Here is a 16,223-nt window from a genome sequence, read left to right as displayed (position 1 = left end):
GTGGGTCGCGTCATCACCCGCACCGACCCGTCGCGGGGGTGCCAGAGGTGGTGGATCGAGAAGGGCTCCGAGTCGAACTCGGAACCAATCCACGGAGTACCAGGGTATCAGCCGTGCCGCCCACCTGCGCTCCGGTACCGCGCGCCCGGCGCGCCGGTTCCAGAAGCGCTCCCGGTCACCGCATGATCCGAAGTATTCTGCACGGACACCTTCCGGTTTCACGGCCCCACCGGCCCAAGCCGCCACAGCGGCCAACTGCCATACCGAGCAGGGCTCAGGGCTTCCACGATGGCGAGTCGTTCGTGGTTCCAGCCGTACTGCACCCCCGTCCCGCACAGTGTCCAGCACCCGCTCAATGTCCAGCACCCGCTCAGTCTTCACCGTGAACTGGAGAACCACGTGGCCGCCCGCATCGAGGACTACGCGCTCATCGGTGACATGCAGACTGCCGCCCTGGTCAGCCGGGACGGTGCGGTGGACTGGCTCTGCCTGCCCCGGTTCGACTCCCCCGCCGTCTTCGCCGGCCTGCTCGGCACGGACGAGCACGGCTTCTGGCGGATCGGCCCGGCCGAGCCGCTGCCCGAGCCGGCCGAGGAGGCGACGTCGCCCGGGGCGGGCGCGACGGCGCCGACGGGTGGCACGGAACAGGTCGCGGCGTTCGAGGACACCGGCGAGTTCCGGGCGCTGCCGCCGACCGCGGCCGCCCCCGCGCCGCCGGCCGCGCGCCGCCGCTACCGGGGCGACTCGCTGATCCTGGAGCAGGAATGGGACTCCCCCGGTGGGTCCGTTCGGGTGATCGACTTCATGCCGCCCCGCGGGCTGCCGGAGCGCGGCGCGGTGCCGCAGATGATCCGGATCGTCGAGGGTCTCAGCGGCCGGGTGCGGATGCGCTCCGCGCTCAGGATGCGCTTCTCGTACGGGCGTGTCGTGCCCTGGGTGCACCGGGTCGAGGTCGATGGGCAGACCAGGACGGTCGCCGTGGCCGGCCCTGACTCGGTCTGGCTCGACGGCGAGGCCGAGACCTACGGCCGCAACCTCACCACCTACGCGGACTTCACCGTCGGTGCGGGCGAGCGGATCGCCTTCGCGCTGACCTGGCAGCCCTCCCACCTGGGCCCGCCCGACATGCCGGACCCCGAGGACGCGCTGGCGACCACGGAGGAGTTCTGGAGCGACTGGGTCGCCCAGTGCACCTACCAGGGCCCCTACCGCGAGCCCGTGGTCCGCTCGCTGATCACCCTCAAGGCGCTCACCTACGCGCCCACCGGCGGCATCGTCGCCGCGCCGACCACCTCGCTGCCCGAGGACATCGGCGGGGTGCGCAACTGGGACTACCGCTTCACCTGGCTGCGGGACGCGACGATCACCCTCTCCTCGCTGCTGCGCACCGGCTACCGCGACGAGGCCCGCGCCTGGCGCGAGTGGTTGCTGCGCGCGGTCGCGGGCGACCCGGAGAACCTGCAGATCATGTACGGGATCGCGGGCGAACGGGAGCTGAGCGAGAGCACGCTGGACTGGCTGCCCGGCTACGAGGGTTCGGTCCCGGTCCGGATCGGCAACGGCGCGGCCGACCAGCTCCAGTTGGACGTGTACGGCGAGGTCGTCGAGGCGCTGCACCTGGCCCACATGACCGGCCTGGCCCGCAACGACCACGCCCACATGCTGCAGCTGCGGCTGATCTCCTGGCTGGAGGACCACTGGAACGACCCGGACGAGGGCATCTGGGAGGTCCGCGGCCCGCGCCGCCACTTCGTCCACTCCAAGGTGATGGCCTGGGTCGCGGTCGACCGCACGATCCGGATGATCGAGCAGACCCCGCACGAGGGCCCGCTGGAGCGCTGGCGCGAGCTGCGCGACACCATCCACGAGGACGTCTGCGCCAACGGCTACGACAAGGAACGCAACACCTTCACCCAGTCCTACGGCTCCCGCGAGCTGGACGCCTCGCTGCTGCTGATCCCCCAGGTGGGTTTCCTGCCGCCGGACGACAAGCGGGTGATCGGCACGATCGAGGCGATCCAGCGCGAGCTGCTGACCCCGGACGGCTTCGTGCTGCGCTACCCGACGAGCGGCGGCTCGGAGGGCGTGGACGGCCTGCCGGGCGACGAGGGCGCGTTCCTGGCCTGCTCGTTCTGGCTGGCGGACGACCTGGCGATGATCGGCCGCGTGGGCGAGGCGCGGGAGCTGTTCGACAGGCTGCTGGGCATCCGCAACGACGTCGGCCTGCTCGCGGAGGAGTGGGACCCCCGCCTCCAGCGCCAGGTGGGCAACTTCCCGCAGGCCTTCAGCCACGTCCCCCTGATCGACACGGCGCTCCGCCTCACGGCTGTCGCCGGTCTGCCGGGCCTCTGACGTTCGGCAGGGCAGCGCCTTGTGGGGCGCGAGGCTCTGCTCGATGAACTGCGTGCGCGACAAGCCCTCGCGCCCCTGATGGTGCAACCGACCCTCCGTCGTGACCTGTTACGCCCACGCGGTGGTGCCCCGCGCCCCTAACGCCTGCGCGGTCGGGTTTTGTATAGTTGAGGCACAAAATGCTGCTGCTGCCCACCCGGGAGACGACGTGCCGATGGACCTCACCGCCCGTGCCCTGCTGCTCGACATGGACGGCACGCTCGTCGACTCCGGTGCAGTCGTCATGCGGGTCTGGGGGCGCTGGGCGGCAGCCCATGGGCTCTCGCTTGCGCGGGTCGAGGAGGTCGTCCACGGTCGTCAGGGCCACGAGAGCATGGCGATCCTGCTGCCCGACCGGCCCGTCGCCGAGAACCTCGCCGACAACGCCCGGATGCTCGCCGAGGAGACGGCCGATCTCGACGGCATCGTGCCGATACCCGGCGCACCCGCGTTCCTCGCCGCGCTCGCGGGCGTTCCGCACGCCCTGGTGACCTCCGCCGACGTCGGCCTCTCCACCGGTCGCATGCGGGCCGCAGGCCTGGCGCTGCCGGACGTGCGGATCACCGCCGAGGATGTCAGCGCGAGCAAGCCGGACCCGGAGGGCTTCCTCAAGGGCGCGGCGCAGCTCGGCTTCACGCCGGAGGAGTGCGTGGTCTTCGAGGACTCCCCCGCCGGCGTCGCGGCCGGGCTCACCGCGGGCATGCGCGTGGTCGGCGTCGGCGCGGCGACGGCCGCCTACGGAGCGACGGCCTCCGTCGGCACCCTGGAGCAGGTCGCCGTCCTGCCGAACCCCGACGGCTCGGTGACGCTGCGCATCACGCCTCAGCGCTGAGAACGGTCCGCCGGGGCCTCCTGGACCACCCAGCCGTTGCCGTCCGGGTCGTTGAAGCTGACGAAGGAGTTCCACGGCCCGCCGGGACCGGACTGCTGCCCGTTCTCGCCGAAGTGGAACACCTCGCTGACGTCCACGCCGCGCCCGGCCAACTGCGCGTGGGCGGCCTGGATGTCGCTCACGCAGAGCTGGAGGCCCTGGTAGGTGCCGGGGGCGACGGGGGTCAGCCCGTCGCCGATGGTGATCGAGCAGGCGGAGCCTGGCGGGGTCAGCTGGACGACCCGCACCTTCTCGCTCATCCGGCGGTCGACGTCGACGGCGAAGCCCAGCTGTTCGCTGTAGAAGGCCTTGGCCCGGTCGACGTCGGAGACGGGCAGCACGACGACCTCGAGAGTCCAGTCCATGAGGTCCACCGTAGGCCCTGTCTCAGCGCTGCGACGTGAGTTCGTCGTAGACGCTGAGGACCTGGGCCACCGTGTCCGCCTCCGTCGGCCAGGTCTCGGCCTGCACCGGGCCCGCCTGGGCCAGTTCGGCCCGGCGCTCCGGATCGGCCAGCAGGGAGGAGACCGCCGCGGCCAGCGCCGTCGCGTCCCCCGGAGGGACCAGCACCGCCGCGTCGCCGACCAGCTCGGGCAGGCCGCCCACGGCCGTCGCGACAACCGGCACACCGGCGCGCAGCGCCTCCTGGGCGACCATCGGGCGGGCCTCCCAGCGGGAGGAGATGACGACCACGTCGGCGGCGGCCAGCAGATCCGCCACGTCCTCGCGGTAGCCGAGCAGCCTGGCCGGCAGCCGCTCCGACTTGATCCGGGCCTTGAGCGCCGGCTCCTCCGCCCCCACGCCCGCGATGACGAGCAACGGCTCCTCGCCCCCGCGCCAGCCGGAGGCGGCGTCCAGCAGCAGCTGGAAGTTCTTCTGCGGCGTCAGCCGTCCGATGGCCAGCACGATCGGGCGGTCGGGCGCGTGGCTCTTGGCGTCCTTCGAGCCCTTGGTCGCCAGCAGCTGACGACGCGTCGCCTCCCGGTCCGCCGTCGCGGGCGCCAGCGGCGGGGCCACGACCGGGCCGAGCCGGGCGTCGGTCGCGCCGAGGTCGCGGGCGCGGGCGACGAGGTCCGAGGAGGCCCCGAGCATCAGGTCCGCGGCGCGGGCGACGCGACGTTCCATCATCCGCAGCAGCCGCCGCTCGACGCCGGTGGCCAGGTTCGCCGAGTGCGAGGTGACCACGAGCGGGATCTCCACCCGGGCGGTGCGCAGCGCGAGGTCGGACAGGAGCGCCGCCCGCAGGCCGTGGGCGTGGACCAGCGAGGCGCGGGCGAAGGCGCGACGCAGCTCGCCGACGGCGGCCGTGTCGGTGCGCGGACCGGGCGTCGGAGTGATCTCCACGGGGTGGAAGCGCGCCCCTGCGCCGGAGAAGCCGAACAGCTCGTCGGTCTCGGCCGGCCCGCACACGGTGACCTCGACCCCGTGCGCGCTCAGGCCTTCGGCCAGCGACCGCACGTGCGCGCCGATGCCGCCGGTGGTGCCGGCCAGCACGAGGACGGCCTTGAGGTCGCCGCTCGACACAGCTGGGCTCGGCGCAGCAGGGGTGGTGTGCTCCACGTTCCGCGTCGTCTCTCTTCGCTCGGGGGTGTCGGGTTCGGGGGATCGGGTTCGGGGTGCCGGGTGCTGCCGGGGTCAGGCTCAGGCGATGGACGGCCCGATTCCGGTCCTTCGGCTGCACCACCATGACAGTTCGTCCGGGACTTTGACAGTGGACGTACGTCAGCCGCCCTGACGCGTCGTGCCTGCGCGCGCGGCGGCCAGCAGCTCCTCGGCGTGCGCGCGGCCCAGCTCGGAGTCCTCCAGGCCGGCCAGCATCCGGGAGAGCTCGCGCACCCGCTCGGCGTCGTTGAGGGTCTTCACGCCGCTGCGGGTGACCGTGCCGTCGACCGTCTTCTCGACCACCAAGTGGCGGTCGGCGAACGCGGCCACCTGCGGCAGGTGGGTCACCACGACGACCTGCGAGGTGCGGGCGAGCCGCGCCAGGCGACGGCCGACCTCGACGGCGGCCTTGCCGCCGACGCCGGCGTCGACCTCGTCGAAGAGGTAGGTCGGGACGGGGTCGGCGCCCGCGAAGACGACCTCGACCGCGAGCATCACCCGGGAGAGCTCACCGCCGGAGGCGCCCTTGGCGATCGGGCGCGGCGGCGCGCCCGGGTGCGGGGCGAGCAGCACCTCGACCTCGTCCACGCCGTGGGGGCCGAAATCCGCCGTCCGGGTGATCCCGAAACTCACCCGCGCGTGCGGCATGGCCAGCTCGGTGAGCTCGGCGGTCACCGCCTCGGCGAAGGTCTGGGCGGCGGAGCGCCGGGCCGTGCTCAGCTGCTCCGCGAGCGCGGACACCGTCTCCGTCAGCGACGCCTGCTCCTCTTCGAGAGCACTGATCGTGTCGTCGTCGCCGTCCAGCTCGGAGAGCCGGCGGCCCGCCTGCTCGTTCCAGGTCAGGACGGAGGCGATCCCCTCCTGCGCGTTGCCGTACTTCCGCACCAGATGCGCCAGCACCGCGCGGCGCTCCTCGACCGCCGCCAGCCGGACCGGGTCCGCGTCCAGGTCCTCGGCGTAGCCGGCCAGCTCCTGGCCGATGTCGGCCAGCAGGTACGAGACCTCGCCGACCCTCTCCGCCAGTGCGCCGAGCCGCTCGTCGTGCGAGCGGACCGCGTCCAGCGCCCGCCTCGCCTGTGCGACCAGCAGGCCCGCGTCAACCACGTCGGGGTCGTTCGGGTCGCCCGCCAGCGCGCTGTGGGCGAGCGTGGCGGCCGAGGAGAGCGCGTCGGCGTGGCCGAGCCGCTCCGACTCGGCGGCCAGCTCCTCGTCCTCCAGCTCGCGCGGCTCTGCGGCGGCGATCTCGTCCAGGCCGAAGCGGAGCAGATCCGCCTCCTGGGCCCGCTCGCGCGCCCGCGTGGTCAGCTCCTCGAGCGTCGCCGCGACCTCGCGCAGGCGGCGGTAGGAGGTCTGGTAGTCCGTCAGCGGCTCGGCGACGGAAGGACCGGCGTAGCGGTCCAGCGCGCCGCGCTGGCGGGCCGGCTGCAGCAGGCGCTGCTGGTCGGACTGCCCGTGCACCGCGATCAGGTCCTCGCCCAGCGTCTGCAGCAGGCTGACCGGCACCGTGCGTCCGCCCACGTGGGCGCGGGAGCGCCCCTCCGCCGAGACCGTGCGGCTGAGCAGCAGGGAGCCCTCGTCCAGCTCGGCCCCCGCCTCCAGCGCACGCTCCGCGGCAGGGGAGCCCACCGGCAGCTCCACCCGCCCCTCGACGACGGCCCGCTCGGCCCCGGTGCGCACCAGCCCCGGGTCCGCGCGACCGCCAAGGAGCAGGCCGAGGCTGGTCACCACCATGGTCTTGCCCGCCCCGGTCTCACCGGTGACGACGTTGAACCCTGGCGCCAGTTCAACGACAGCGTCGTCGATGACACCCAGGGCTCGTATCCGCATCTCCTCCAGCACGCCCCTGACGATACGAGGTCCGGGGCCCTTCCCGCGACGAGCCACCCTCGCGCACGTACTTCGAGCATCTGTACGAGCACGCACGGACTGGGCGTCCGGAGAGTGCGTCAGTCCTCGTCGGCGGTACCGCGCCAGCCGGTGACCGGCAGTTGGAACTTGTGGACCAGGCGCTTCGAGAACGGCGCGCGGTGCAGCCGGGCCAGGAGAACTGGATTGTGCCCCTTGCGAACTTCCACCCTGGCCCCCGGCGGCAGCTCGAAGGTGCGGCGGCCGTCACACCACAGGACGCCGTGCGGGGTGCGCTGCTGGACCTGCACCTCCAGCACGGAGTGGGGCGAGGTCACCAGCGGGCGGGCGAAGAGGGCGTGCGCGCTGATCGGGACCATCAGCAGCGCCTCCACCTCCGGCCAGACCACCGGGCCGCCGGCCGAGAAGGCGTACGCGGTCGAGCCGGTCGGCGTCGCGCAGACCACGCCGTCGCAACCGAAGCTGGACACCGGCCGTCCGTCGACGCCGGTCACGACCTCGATCATGCGCTCGCGGGAACCCTTCTCGACGCTGGCCTCGTTCAGCGCCCAGTCGGTGTGGATGACCCGGCCGTCCTCGCGCACGACGACGTCGATCGTCATCCGCTCCTCGACCTCGTAGTCCTTGGCCACCACGCGTTGGACGACCTTCTGCAGGTCGTCCCGCTCGGCCTCGGCGAGGAAGCCGACCCGGCCCAGGTTCACCCCGAGCATCGGCACGCCGAACTCGCGCGCCAGCTCGGCGCCGCGCAGCAGCGTCCCGTCACCGCCCAGCACCAGGATCAGCTCGCAGCCCTCGCCTGCGGCGGGCCCGAGCGGAACGGCCTCGACACCCTCGGGGAAGCCCATGTCGGGGGCCTCCGCGGCGAGGACGCGCAGCTTGATGCCCTCCTTGAGGAGACCCTCGACCAGGCATTGGACGCTCTGCAGCGCGGCTTCCCGCCCGGTGTGCGCGAGCATGAAGACCGTGCGCTCGGCCGGAACCGTCATGGCGGTCGGGGTGGGCGAAGACGGGGCGGACAGGTCAGGCATGGGCTCCTCCAGCGCGGGCCCGGACGTCCTCGGCCGGACTGCGCCTCCCCCTCGTGGACGATCGTGACGGCAACGGCTGTCAGGGACGCTCTTCGACCCTACCCGTTGGGATGCCTTCTCCTCCGGTCCTATTTCCGGACTTACTGAGGCCCGTCGACCACGGCGCGGACGGCCTCGGCGGGATCGAGCGGAGGCGCGTCGCGGCGGAACCAGAGGAAGTACTCGACGTTGCCGGACGGCCCCGGCAGCGGGCTTGCCGTCACCGCCCGCACGCCGAGCCCGAGCTCGGCGCCCTGCGCGGCGACCTTCTCGATCATCTCCTGCCGCAGCTGCGGGCTGCGGACCACGCCGCCGCTGCCGAGGCGCTCCTTGCCCACCTCGAACTGCGGCTTCACCATCAGCACAAGGTCGCCGTCCTCGCGCGTCACGGCGACCAGCGCCGGCAGCACGAGCCCGAGCGGGATGAAGGAGAGGTCGCTGACGACGAGGTCGACCGCCGTGCCGCCGATCTGCTCCAGGGTGAGCTCGCGCACGTTCGTGCGGTCCATGACGACGACCCGGTCGTCACTCTGCAGGGACCAGGCGAGCTGCCCGTAGCCGACGTCCACGGCCAGCACCTGGCGCGCCCCGGCGCGCAGCAGCACGTCGGTGAACCCGCCGGTGGACGCGCCCGCGTCCAGGCAGAGCCGCCCCTCGACGGCGAGCCCCTGCGGGGTGAACGCGGCGAGCGCGCCGGCGAGCTTGTGCCCGCCACGGGAGACGTAGTCGGGGTCGTTGTCGTCCTTCGCGACGACGACGGCTGCTGCGGTCTCCACCTGCGTGGCGGGCTTCGTCGCCACCGTCCCGCCGACCGTCACCCGCCCTGCGGCGATCAACTCGCTGGCGTGCTCCCGCGAGCGCGCCAGCTTGCGACGGACCAACTCGGCGTCCAGACGGCGTCGTGCGACTGCCACGTACGGTTCAGCTCCTGCCCAGTGCGTTCAACGGCGTGGGCGCCTGCCCCGACCGTTCCTCCAACCCCGCGAGCGTATCCCGGAGCGCCTCGTGCACCTCCCCGTACACCCCGGCCCTCGCCTCGGCCGGCACGTCCCCAATCGCGGCGAGCCGCGCAAGCGCGGTGTCGACGGCGGCGTGCCCGGTCTCGACGACGGCCGGAAGCGGGGTCGGGGACGCGGCAACGGGCGCAGGCGCGAGGCCCTCCGGCCGGAGCCCGGCGTCAGCGGGCCGCGCAGCCGCGCCATCCACCGATGCGAGAGCGCCCGCCGGGCGCGCGAGCGGCCCCACACCCGGGGCCTGGCCAGGCCCGGGACGCGGACCCTCCGGCGGGCGCTCGGCGTGAGACGCCCGTGAGGCAGCCTCATCCACCGGCGTGCCAGCGCCCGACAGCCGCTCCGCAGCAGGCGCGCCGAAGGCCCCCACAGCCGAAGCCGGACCTGCCCCAGGAACCCCGCGCCAAGCCGAAGGCCCGGGACGCGGACCCTCCGGCAAAAGCTCGGCGCCAGCCGCCCGTGACGCAGCCGCATCCACCGGCGTGCCAGCGCCCGACGGGCGCTCCGCGGCAGGCGCAGGCGCGAGGCCGTCCGGGCGCGCGAGCGGCCCCACGGCCGGGGCCGAGCCTGCCCCGGGCCCCGGAACCTCGCGCCGGCCCGAAGGCCCGGGACGCGGACCGTCCGGCAAAAGCTCGGCGTCAGCCGCCCGTGGGGGCGAGCTGAGTGGCCGGCGGGAGGGGGGCTGGTGGGGTGGGGTCGGGTCAGTCATCGGATGGCGTCGGCTTGGGGGTCTGCTTCTTCGCGGTCGCCTTCTTGGCCGCCGCAGGCTTCGCGGGCGCGCCCTTCTTCGCCGGCGCGGCCTTCTTCGCCGGGGTGGCCTTCTTCGCGGTGGCCGGCTTCTTCGCCGCTGGTGCGGACTTCTTCGCCGAGGCTGGCTTCTCCGGGGCGGGGGCCGCCTTCGTGGTGGGCTTGCGAGCCGGGGATTTCTTCGCCGGCGCCGGAGCCGGCTTCGGCGTCGCGCGCTCTCGCATCGCGGGGACCGCGGCCGCGCGGCGGGCGGCGGCTGCCGCGGCGTCCGGGTCGTCGTCCACGACGACCCGGACCGGGCGGGGGCGTTCCTCCGCCTGGGGGAAGGCCTCGTCCGCTCGGGCCGGGGCGGGCGCGGGGGACGTGTCCGCGGCGCCGCCCTGCAACTGACGGAGCTGCCGCTCCAGGAACTCCAGGACCACGCCCGCCTGCACGACGCCGTCGCCCAGCCGGTGCCACGCCTTCTCGGCCTCCGTACGGGCCCGCTCGACCACCTCGTCCGCGATCTCGCGCACCTGAGGAGGCAGCTTCGCCCGCACCTCCTCCGCCACCCCGGTCGCGACACCGGTGGCGATCTTCACGTAGTCGCGAACCATCTCGCGCATGCCGCCCTCGTCCACACGTCCCTCCACTGCTCGCCTTCCTCCCGACGCTACCGCCTCCGCCGCCGCTGCGGTGGCCTGGCGCTGCGGTACGGTCGGTCGGAGGTTCACCCAACGCCCGCCACGCCCGCCCGGCCCGCCACGCAAGGAGCACCACCCCGGATGGCCACCGCGCTCGAATGCCGCGAAGCACTGACCACCTTCAGCGAGAACCTCGGCAAAGCCTCCGGCAACGCCCGCGCCGCCGCCCAGCTGGACCGCTCGCTCACCTGCTGGATCACCGATCTCGACATCACCTTCGCCGGCCGCCTGCGCGACGGCCGGATCCACGACCTGGTCGAGACCCCCGGCAAGCCCGCCGAAAGGGCGCAGATCCGTCTCGCGATGGCCGGCGACGACCTGGTCGCGATGGTCGACGGCTCGCTCCACTTCGCCAAGGCGTGGGGCTCCGGACGAGTGAAGGTGGAAGCGAGCATCTTCGACCTGTTGAAGCTGCGCGGCCTGCTCTAGCTGTTCACGATGCCTCAGAGCCCCAGCTCGGCCAGCGCCTTGTGCCACTCCGGCACCGCGCGGCCCGCGTCCGCCGCCGCCCAGGTCGCCGCACAGAGCGCGCGCAGGCCCGCATAGGGGTCCGCGCCGCGCTCCTCGCCGAAGGCGAGCCGACCGTCCTGGCGCGGCGCGACCGTCCAGCCGCCGCAGCGGAACGCGTCCTCGCCCACCCGCTCCACCGCCGCCGGGACCTCCAGCAGCCCGCGCAGGTCCCCGGCCAGGTAGGTCGGGCGGAACTTGACCTCCGCCTCCGGCAGATCGGCCGGGCGAGTCACGCCGGTGAAGACCAGTAGGCTGTCCACGCCGCCGTTGAACGCGCCCTCGATGTCCGTGTCCAAGCGGTCGCCGACGACCAGCGGGCGCTTCGCGCCGGTGCGGATCACCGTCTCGCGGTGCATCGGCGGCAGCGGCTTGCCCGCGACCTCGGGCTCGACGCCCGTCGCCGTCCGGACCGCCGCGACCAGCGTGCCGTTGCCGGGCGCGGTGCCACGCGCGGTCGGGATCGTCAGGTCGGTGTTGGAGGCCACCCACGGCAGCCCCCGCTGCACCGCGTAGGACGCCTCCGCGAGCTGCTGCCAGCCGACGGCCGGGTCGTAGCCCTGGACCACGGCCGCCGGGCCCTCGTCGAGCGAGCGCACCGGTACGAGCCCGCGCTCGCGCACCGCCTCCATCAGCCCCTCCCCGCCGATCACCAGGACCGCCGCGCCGGGCAGCAGCTTCTCCGCGACCAGCCGCGCGGCAGCCTGCGCCGAGGTGATCACATCCGCCGGCTCCGCCGCGATACCGAGCTCGGTCAGGTGCGCCGCGACCGCCTGCGGCGTGCGCGAGGCGTTGTTGGTGACGTACGCGAGATGCATGCCGGCCGCGCGCGCCGCGTCCAGAGACGGCACGGCGTGCGGGATCGCCGCCTGGCCCGCGTAGACGACGCCGTCCAGGTCCAGCAGCGCCGTGTCGTAGGCGAGGTGGAGGGGCTGCTGCTCAACGGACATCGGGTGACTCTCCCTGCTGTTCGGGCTGCGGGTCGGGCGCTGACTCCGGCCCGTCCGTGTGCTCCGGACCGGGCCGTACTCCCCCGACCGTACCGAAGCCGCCCGCCCTGGCCTTCAGCGTGGCCCTCGTCTGCCGCAGCGCGGCCCGGTAGTGCTTGGCCGACGGGCGCATCGCCACCGCCAGGGCCAGATGCTCGGCCGATGCCTCGAAATCGCCGAGCCGCGCGGCGGCCAGCCCCCAGCCGAACTGGGCGTAGTCGTCGGAGGGATCCGCCAGCGCGACGGTCCTGAAATTCTCCAGCGCCGCCGCGTACGCCCGCGCCTCGAACTGCGCCCGGGCCAGCGCCTCGCGGATCGCCCGCGACTCCGGCTCCGCCTCCACCGCATGACTGAGCAGCTGTACCGCCGCCCCGGCATTGCCCTGGTCCAGCAGCGCGCTGCCGCGCCGGAACCAGTCGTACACCTCGCCGCTGGGCCGCCCCTGCTCGCTCATCCGTCCCAGTCCTCCCATGCCCGGTCCTCCCATGGCCAGCCTCCCGCGCGTGGACCATCCGGCCTTCTGGCGATCAACAACCACACATATCCGATTACCATGCCCAGAGTGAGAGCTGTCAGTGCTGACGATGCGAGCGAAACCCGGTACGGCGACGCGGGGCGCGTCGCCGCGTGCGGACTTTCGCTCAATCCCTTCCGCGGTCTTCGCTACGACCCCGAGCGGGTCAGCTCCCTGGCCGCGGTCACCTCGCCCCCCTACGACGTGGTCGATCCCGACGGCCGCGTCCGGCTGGAGGACAGCGACCCGCACAACGTCGTCCGGCTGATCCTGCCGCGCCCGGAACCGACCGCCGAGGACGGCTACCGGCACGCGGCCCGGTTGCTCGGCGACTGGCAGCGCACCGGCATCCTCGCCGCCGACCCGGTGCCCGCCCTCTACGTCTACGAGCAGCAGACCAGCCCCGAGGACGGCGGCCTGCTCCAGCGCGGACTCATCGGCGCGCTCGCGGTCAGCGACGCACGGGCGGGCATGGTGCTGCCGCACGAGGACGTCATGCCGCGCCCGGTCGCCGACCGGGTCGGCCTGATGCGCACGACCAAGGCGAATCTGGAGCCTCTGCTCCTCACCTACCGCGGTGACGGCCGCGCAGCCGGGGTCGTCGAGGACGCCGCCGCGCGGGATCCGCTGATCGAGACGACGACGAGCGACGGCACCCGCCACCGTCTCTGGGCTGTCACGGCCCACGAGGAGTTGGCCGCCGTCTCCGCCGACCTGGCCACCTGCCGTGCACTGATAGCCGACGGGCACCACCGCTGGGCGATGTACCTGCGCCTCCAGCGCGAGCACCGGCATCTCGCGCAGAGCCCCTGGGACCGGGGCATGGTGCTGCTGGTCGACACGGCGCAGTACCCGCTGCGGGTACGCGCGATCCACCGGGTGCTGCAACGGCTGCCGGTCGCCGAGGCGCTGGCCCGGCTGGACGCCTCGGGCAGCGACGCGTGGTCGGTCACCGATCTCGGCGACCGGCAGGGCGACGCCCTGACCGCCCTGGCGGCCGCGAAGGCGGCCGGCACGGGAGCCTTCCTGCTCGCGGGCGACGGCCGGTACCGCCTGGTCGCCGGCCCGGACGAGAAGACTCTGGACGCCACCGTCCCGCTCAACCTTCCGGAGGAGTACCGGCGCCTGGACGCGACAGTGCTCCACTCGGTCCTGCTCGACCACGTCTGGCGGGTCCCCGACGACCCCGAGCACATCGGCTATCTGCACGACACCGACGCGGCGGTGCGGGAGGCCGCGCGCCTCGGCGGCACGGCAGTGCTGCTGCACCCGGTCGAGGAGGGCGTGGTCCGACGCCTGGCCGAGCAGGGCGTCACGATGCCGCGGAAGTCGACGTCGTTCGGCCCCAAGCCGGCGACGGGACTGGTCCTGCGCAACCTCCGACTCGACTGAGACCACGCGGCTGCAACTGAACTGAAACGCGGAAGGGGCCCGCCCCGGTCGTCGACCGGGGCGGGCCCCTTCTCTGCTCTCTGCCTGACCTGGAATCTGGTCGAGGTCAGCGCTGCTGGGCGCCGCCGGAGTGGCCGAAGCCCTCCTCCTCGTCCTCTTCCTCGTCGTCCTCGTAGTAGTCCTCGCCGGAACCGTCGGCGAACATGCCCTCGCCTTCGGCCTCGACGTCATCGGCGTCGAGGGCGTTGCCGATCTGGACGGCCTCGTCGTCGTCCTCGTCCTCGTCGTCGTCCGAGTCCTCGTGGGCGTCCTCGGCGTAGCCTTCGCCGGCGTCGCGGAGGTCGCCGGAGATGTCACCGCCGTCCTCGTCGTCGTCCGAGATGTCCGCGTCCTCGTCGAGAGCGTCGACGAACTCGATGCCGTCCAGCTTGGCCAGACGCTCGGCGGCGTCGGTCATGCCGCTCTGGTCCACCTCGACGGCCTTGGCGAACCACTCGCGGGCGTCGTCCTCACGACCGACCGCGAGCAGCGCGTCGGCGTAGGCGTAGCGCAGGCGCGCGGTCCACGGCTGGACCGAGTGCGACGCCAGCTCGGGCGACTCCAGGGTCACCACGGCGGCCTCGTACTGCTCCATGTCGCTGCGCGCACCGGCCGCGACGAGACGCATCTCGACCTGGCCGGCCTTGTCCAGCTGCTTGACCTCCGGCGCACCCGCCATCTCGAGCGCCCGCTCCGGACGACCGAGGCCACGCTCGCAGTCGGCCATGACCGGCCACAGGTCCGCAGAGCCGGTCATCCGGCGAGCCGCGCGGAACTCGGTCAGCGCCTCGGAGTAACGCTCGGTCACGTAGGACGCGAAGCCTGCCGCCTCACGGACAGCGGCGACACGGGAGGCGAGACGCAGCGCGACGCGCGAGTAGGCGTAGGCCTGCTCGGGCTCGGAGTCCAGCAGCCGCGCGACCATGACGAGGTTCTTGGCGACATCGTCGGCCAGCGTCTTCGGGAGGCTCATCAGCTCCTGGCGGACATCGGCATCGATCTCCTGACCCGTGACGTCCTCGTCGATCGGCAGTCGACGCGTCGGCTCACTGCGCCGCTCGTCGCCGCCGCCGTAGCCGGCGTCCCGCCGCTCGAAGCGGTCTCCGCCACGGTCGTCGCGACGCGGAGCGCGGTCACGGTCACCGTAGGACGGACGGTCGTCGCGACGGAAGCCGCCACCACTGGAGGGACGGTCGTCACGACGCGGGGCACGGTCACGATCACCGTAGGACGGGCGGTCGTCGCGACGGAACCCGCCACCGCCGCTGGAGGGGCGGTCGTCACGACGGGGCGCACGGTCACGGTCGCCGTAGGAGGGACGGTCATCCCGACGCGGAGCGCGGTCGCGGTCACCGTAGGAGGGACGGTCATCGCGACGGGGGGCACGGTCGCGGTCACCGAAGGAGGGCCGGTCATCCCGACGGAACCCGCCACCGGAGGGGCGGTCGTCACGACGCGGAGCGCGGTCGCGGTCACCGTAGGAGGGACGGTCATCCCGACGCGGGGCACGGTCGCGGTCACCGTACGAGGGACGGTCATCCCGACGCGGGGCACGGTCACCGAACGACGGGCGATCGTCGCGACGGAACCCGCCACCACCGGAAGGACGGTCGTCACGACGCGGAGCGCGGTCGCGATCCCCATAGGAGGGACGGTCATCGCGACGCGGGGCACGGTCACGGTCACCGAAGGAGGGACGATCGTCACGACGGAACCCGCCACCACTGGAGGGACGGTCGTCGCGACGGGGGCCACGATCACCGAACGAAGGGCGGTCATCGCGACGGAAGCCACCGCCCGAGGGGCGGTCGTCCCGGCGGGGCGCGCGGTCGCGGTCACCGTAGGAGGGACGGTCATCGCGACGCGGGGCGCGGTCGCGGTCACCGAAGGACGGGCGGTCATCGCGACGCGGGGCACGGTCGCGGTCACCCTGGGACGGACGGTCGTCACGGTCACGCCCGAACGAGGGCCGGTCGTCCCGACGGAAGCCACCACCCCGGGAATCGCGGGAGTCGCGAGAGTCACGGGCGTCCCGACGGCCCGCGCCGCCAGCGCCCTGGGGGCCGTCGCCCGACCGGCGCTCCGGTCGTCCGTTGGGGGGGTATGCCATTGGGGTGACTCCTGTCTGGACTGCTCTGCTTCGTGGCGCCGGCTGAAGAAGCAGCCACCGCGCTGTCACTCATTCTCCCGCACTCGACAGACCGCCGCTCACGGGATGGGCACGCAAAAAAGCCGAGGCCCCAGCACATCACTGGGGCCTCGGCTCTGAAAGGTTGTTCGGCGGCGTCCTACTCTCCCACAGGGTCCCCCCTGCAGTACCATCGGCGCTGTGAGGCTTAGCTTCCGGGTTCGGGATGTAACCGGGCGTTTCCCTCACGCTATGACCACCGAAACTCTATGAAACTGTCAACCCCCGCGATCATCAAAGATCCGGGACGGTCGTTGTTTCAGAACAACACAGTGGACGCGTAGCAACTATGGACAAGCCCTCGGCCTATTAGTACCGGTCAGCTCCACCCCTTACAGGGCTTCCACATCCGGC

Annotated in this window: 14 protein-coding genes and 1 rRNA gene; 4 read left to right on the top strand and 11 right to left on the bottom strand. The window is 73.1% G+C overall.

All coding sequences use genetic code 11. The features are described 5' to 3' along the window. The first annotated feature begins 399 nt into the window (after positions 1-399). Positions 400-2,352, top strand: a complete 1,953-nt coding sequence (locus tag ABIA32_RS12535) for a glycoside hydrolase family 15 protein (protein ID WP_370094642.1) — start codon at positions 400-402, stop codon at positions 2,350-2,352. Positions 2,353-2,566: 214 nt separating this feature from the next. Then, positions 2,567-3,223, top strand: a complete 657-nt coding sequence (locus ABIA32_RS12530) for an HAD-IA family hydrolase (protein WP_370094147.1) — start codon at positions 2,567-2,569, stop codon at positions 3,221-3,223. Here ABIA32_RS12530 and ABIA32_RS12525 read toward each other — a convergent pair. The 6 genes from ABIA32_RS12525 to ABIA32_RS12500 all read right to left on the bottom strand — a co-directional run bounded on the left by ABIA32_RS12525 (position 3,214) and on the right by ABIA32_RS12500 (position 10,189). Next, positions 3,214-3,627 carry a VOC family protein gene (locus ABIA32_RS12525; RefSeq protein WP_370094146.1) on the bottom strand — a complete coding sequence of 138 codons (414 nt, stop codon included), beginning with the start codon at positions 3,625-3,627 and terminating at the stop codon, positions 3,214-3,216. The genes ABIA32_RS12530 and ABIA32_RS12525 overlap by 10 nt on opposite strands. 22 nt (positions 3,628-3,649) lie before the next feature. Then, positions 3,650-4,822, bottom strand: coding sequence for a glycosyltransferase family 4 protein (locus tag ABIA32_RS12520; RefSeq protein WP_370094145.1), 1,173 nt, complete (start codon positions 4,820-4,822; stop codon positions 3,650-3,652). Positions 4,823-4,984: 162 nt separating this feature from the next. Further along, positions 4,985-6,715, bottom strand: a complete 1,731-nt coding sequence (gene recN / locus ABIA32_RS12515; protein ID WP_370094640.1) for a DNA repair protein RecN — start codon at positions 6,713-6,715, stop codon at positions 4,985-4,987. Between the two features lie 95 nt (positions 6,716-6,810). After that, positions 6,811-7,719, bottom strand: a complete 909-nt coding sequence (locus ABIA32_RS12510; protein ID WP_370094638.1) for an NAD kinase — start codon at positions 7,717-7,719, stop codon at positions 6,811-6,813. Between the two features lie 182 nt (positions 7,720-7,901). Then, positions 7,902-8,714, bottom strand: a complete 813-nt coding sequence (locus ABIA32_RS12505; RefSeq protein ID WP_370094144.1) for a TlyA family RNA methyltransferase — start codon at positions 8,712-8,714, stop codon at positions 7,902-7,904. A 797-nt stretch (positions 8,715-9,511) separates the two neighbouring features. After that, positions 9,512-10,189 (bottom strand): hypothetical protein, encoded by a 678-nt coding sequence (locus tag ABIA32_RS12500; protein WP_370094143.1) that lies wholly within the window; start codon positions 10,187-10,189, stop codon positions 9,512-9,514. 132 nt (positions 10,190-10,321) lie between these two features. Between ABIA32_RS12500 and ABIA32_RS12495 the strand changes: the two genes are divergently transcribed. Beyond that, on the top strand, positions 10,322-10,669 hold the full coding sequence (locus ABIA32_RS12495) for a sterol-binding protein (RefSeq protein ID WP_370094142.1): 348 nt from the start codon (positions 10,322-10,324) through the stop codon (positions 10,667-10,669). 14 nt (positions 10,670-10,683) lie between these two features. On the opposite strand, the gene ABIA32_RS12490 is transcribed toward ABIA32_RS12495, so the two are convergent. Then, positions 10,684-11,697, bottom strand: a complete 1,014-nt coding sequence (locus ABIA32_RS12490) for an HAD-IIA family hydrolase (protein WP_370094141.1) — start codon at positions 11,695-11,697, stop codon at positions 10,684-10,686. Further along, positions 11,687-12,190 carry a tetratricopeptide repeat protein gene (locus tag ABIA32_RS12485; protein WP_370094140.1) on the bottom strand — a complete coding sequence of 168 codons (504 nt, stop codon included), beginning with the start codon at positions 12,188-12,190 and terminating at the stop codon, positions 11,687-11,689. Before ABIA32_RS12485 ends, ABIA32_RS12490 begins: the two co-directional genes overlap by 11 nt. Before the next feature lie 108 nt (positions 12,191-12,298). Between ABIA32_RS12485 and ABIA32_RS12480 the strand changes: the two genes are divergently transcribed. After that, positions 12,299-13,642 (top strand): DUF1015 family protein, encoded by a 1,344-nt coding sequence (locus ABIA32_RS12480; protein WP_370094139.1) that lies wholly within the window; start codon positions 12,299-12,301, stop codon positions 13,640-13,642. 106 nt (positions 13,643-13,748) lie between these two features. Here the strand turns inward: ABIA32_RS12480 and ABIA32_RS12475 are convergent, their stop codons facing one another. The 3 genes from ABIA32_RS12475 to rrf form a co-directional block, all read right to left on the bottom strand. Further along, positions 13,749-14,654: a hypothetical protein gene (locus ABIA32_RS12475; protein ID WP_370094137.1), complete on the bottom strand. Its 906-nt coding sequence runs from the start codon at positions 14,652-14,654 to the stop codon at positions 13,749-13,751. Beyond that, the gene (locus tag ABIA32_RS12470; RefSeq protein ID WP_370094135.1) at positions 14,654-15,637 is read right to left on the bottom strand and encodes a hypothetical protein; all 984 of its coding nucleotides are present in this window, start codon (positions 15,635-15,637) and stop codon (positions 14,654-14,656) included. Before ABIA32_RS12470 ends, ABIA32_RS12475 begins: the two co-directional genes overlap by 1 nt. A gap of 319 nt (positions 15,638-15,956) precedes the next feature. Continuing rightward, a 5S ribosomal RNA gene (rrf, locus tag ABIA32_RS12465) occupies positions 15,957-16,073 on the bottom strand. Positions 16,074-16,223: the final 150 nt, after the last annotated feature.

The organism is Streptacidiphilus sp. MAP12-20, from assembly GCF_041262525.1.
Lineage (GTDB): Bacteria > Actinomycetota > Actinomycetes > Streptomycetales > Streptomycetaceae > Streptacidiphilus.
Note: the sequence above shows the minus strand (reverse complement) of the source record. Positions and strands in the feature narration are given on the sequence as shown.

Excerpts from the sequence above, each read along its gene's own strand:
- ABIA32_RS12530 (WP_370094147.1), top strand. The coding sequence starts at position 2,567 with ATGGACCTCACCGCCCGTGCCCTGCTGCTCGACATGGACGGCACGCTC.
- ABIA32_RS12525 (WP_370094146.1), bottom strand. The coding sequence starts at position 3,627 with ATGGACTGGACTCTCGAGGTCGTCGTGCTGCCCGTCTCCGACGTCGAC.
- ABIA32_RS12510 (WP_370094638.1), bottom strand. The coding sequence starts at position 7,719 with ATGACGGTTCCGGCCGAGCGCACGGTCTTCATGCTCGCGCACACCGGG.
- ABIA32_RS12495 (WP_370094142.1), top strand. The coding sequence starts at position 10,322 with ATGGCCACCGCGCTCGAATGCCGCGAAGCACTGACCACCTTCAGCGAG.
- ABIA32_RS12490 (WP_370094141.1), bottom strand. The coding sequence starts at position 11,697 with ATGTCCGTTGAGCAGCAGCCCCTCCACCTCGCCTACGACACGGCGCTG.
- ABIA32_RS12485 (WP_370094140.1), bottom strand. The coding sequence starts at position 12,190 with ATGAGCGAGCAGGGGCGGCCCAGCGGCGAGGTGTACGACTGGTTCCGG.
- ABIA32_RS12475 (WP_370094137.1), bottom strand. The coding sequence starts at position 14,654 with ATGAGCCTCCCGAAGACGCTGGCCGACGATGTCGCCAAGAACCTCGTC.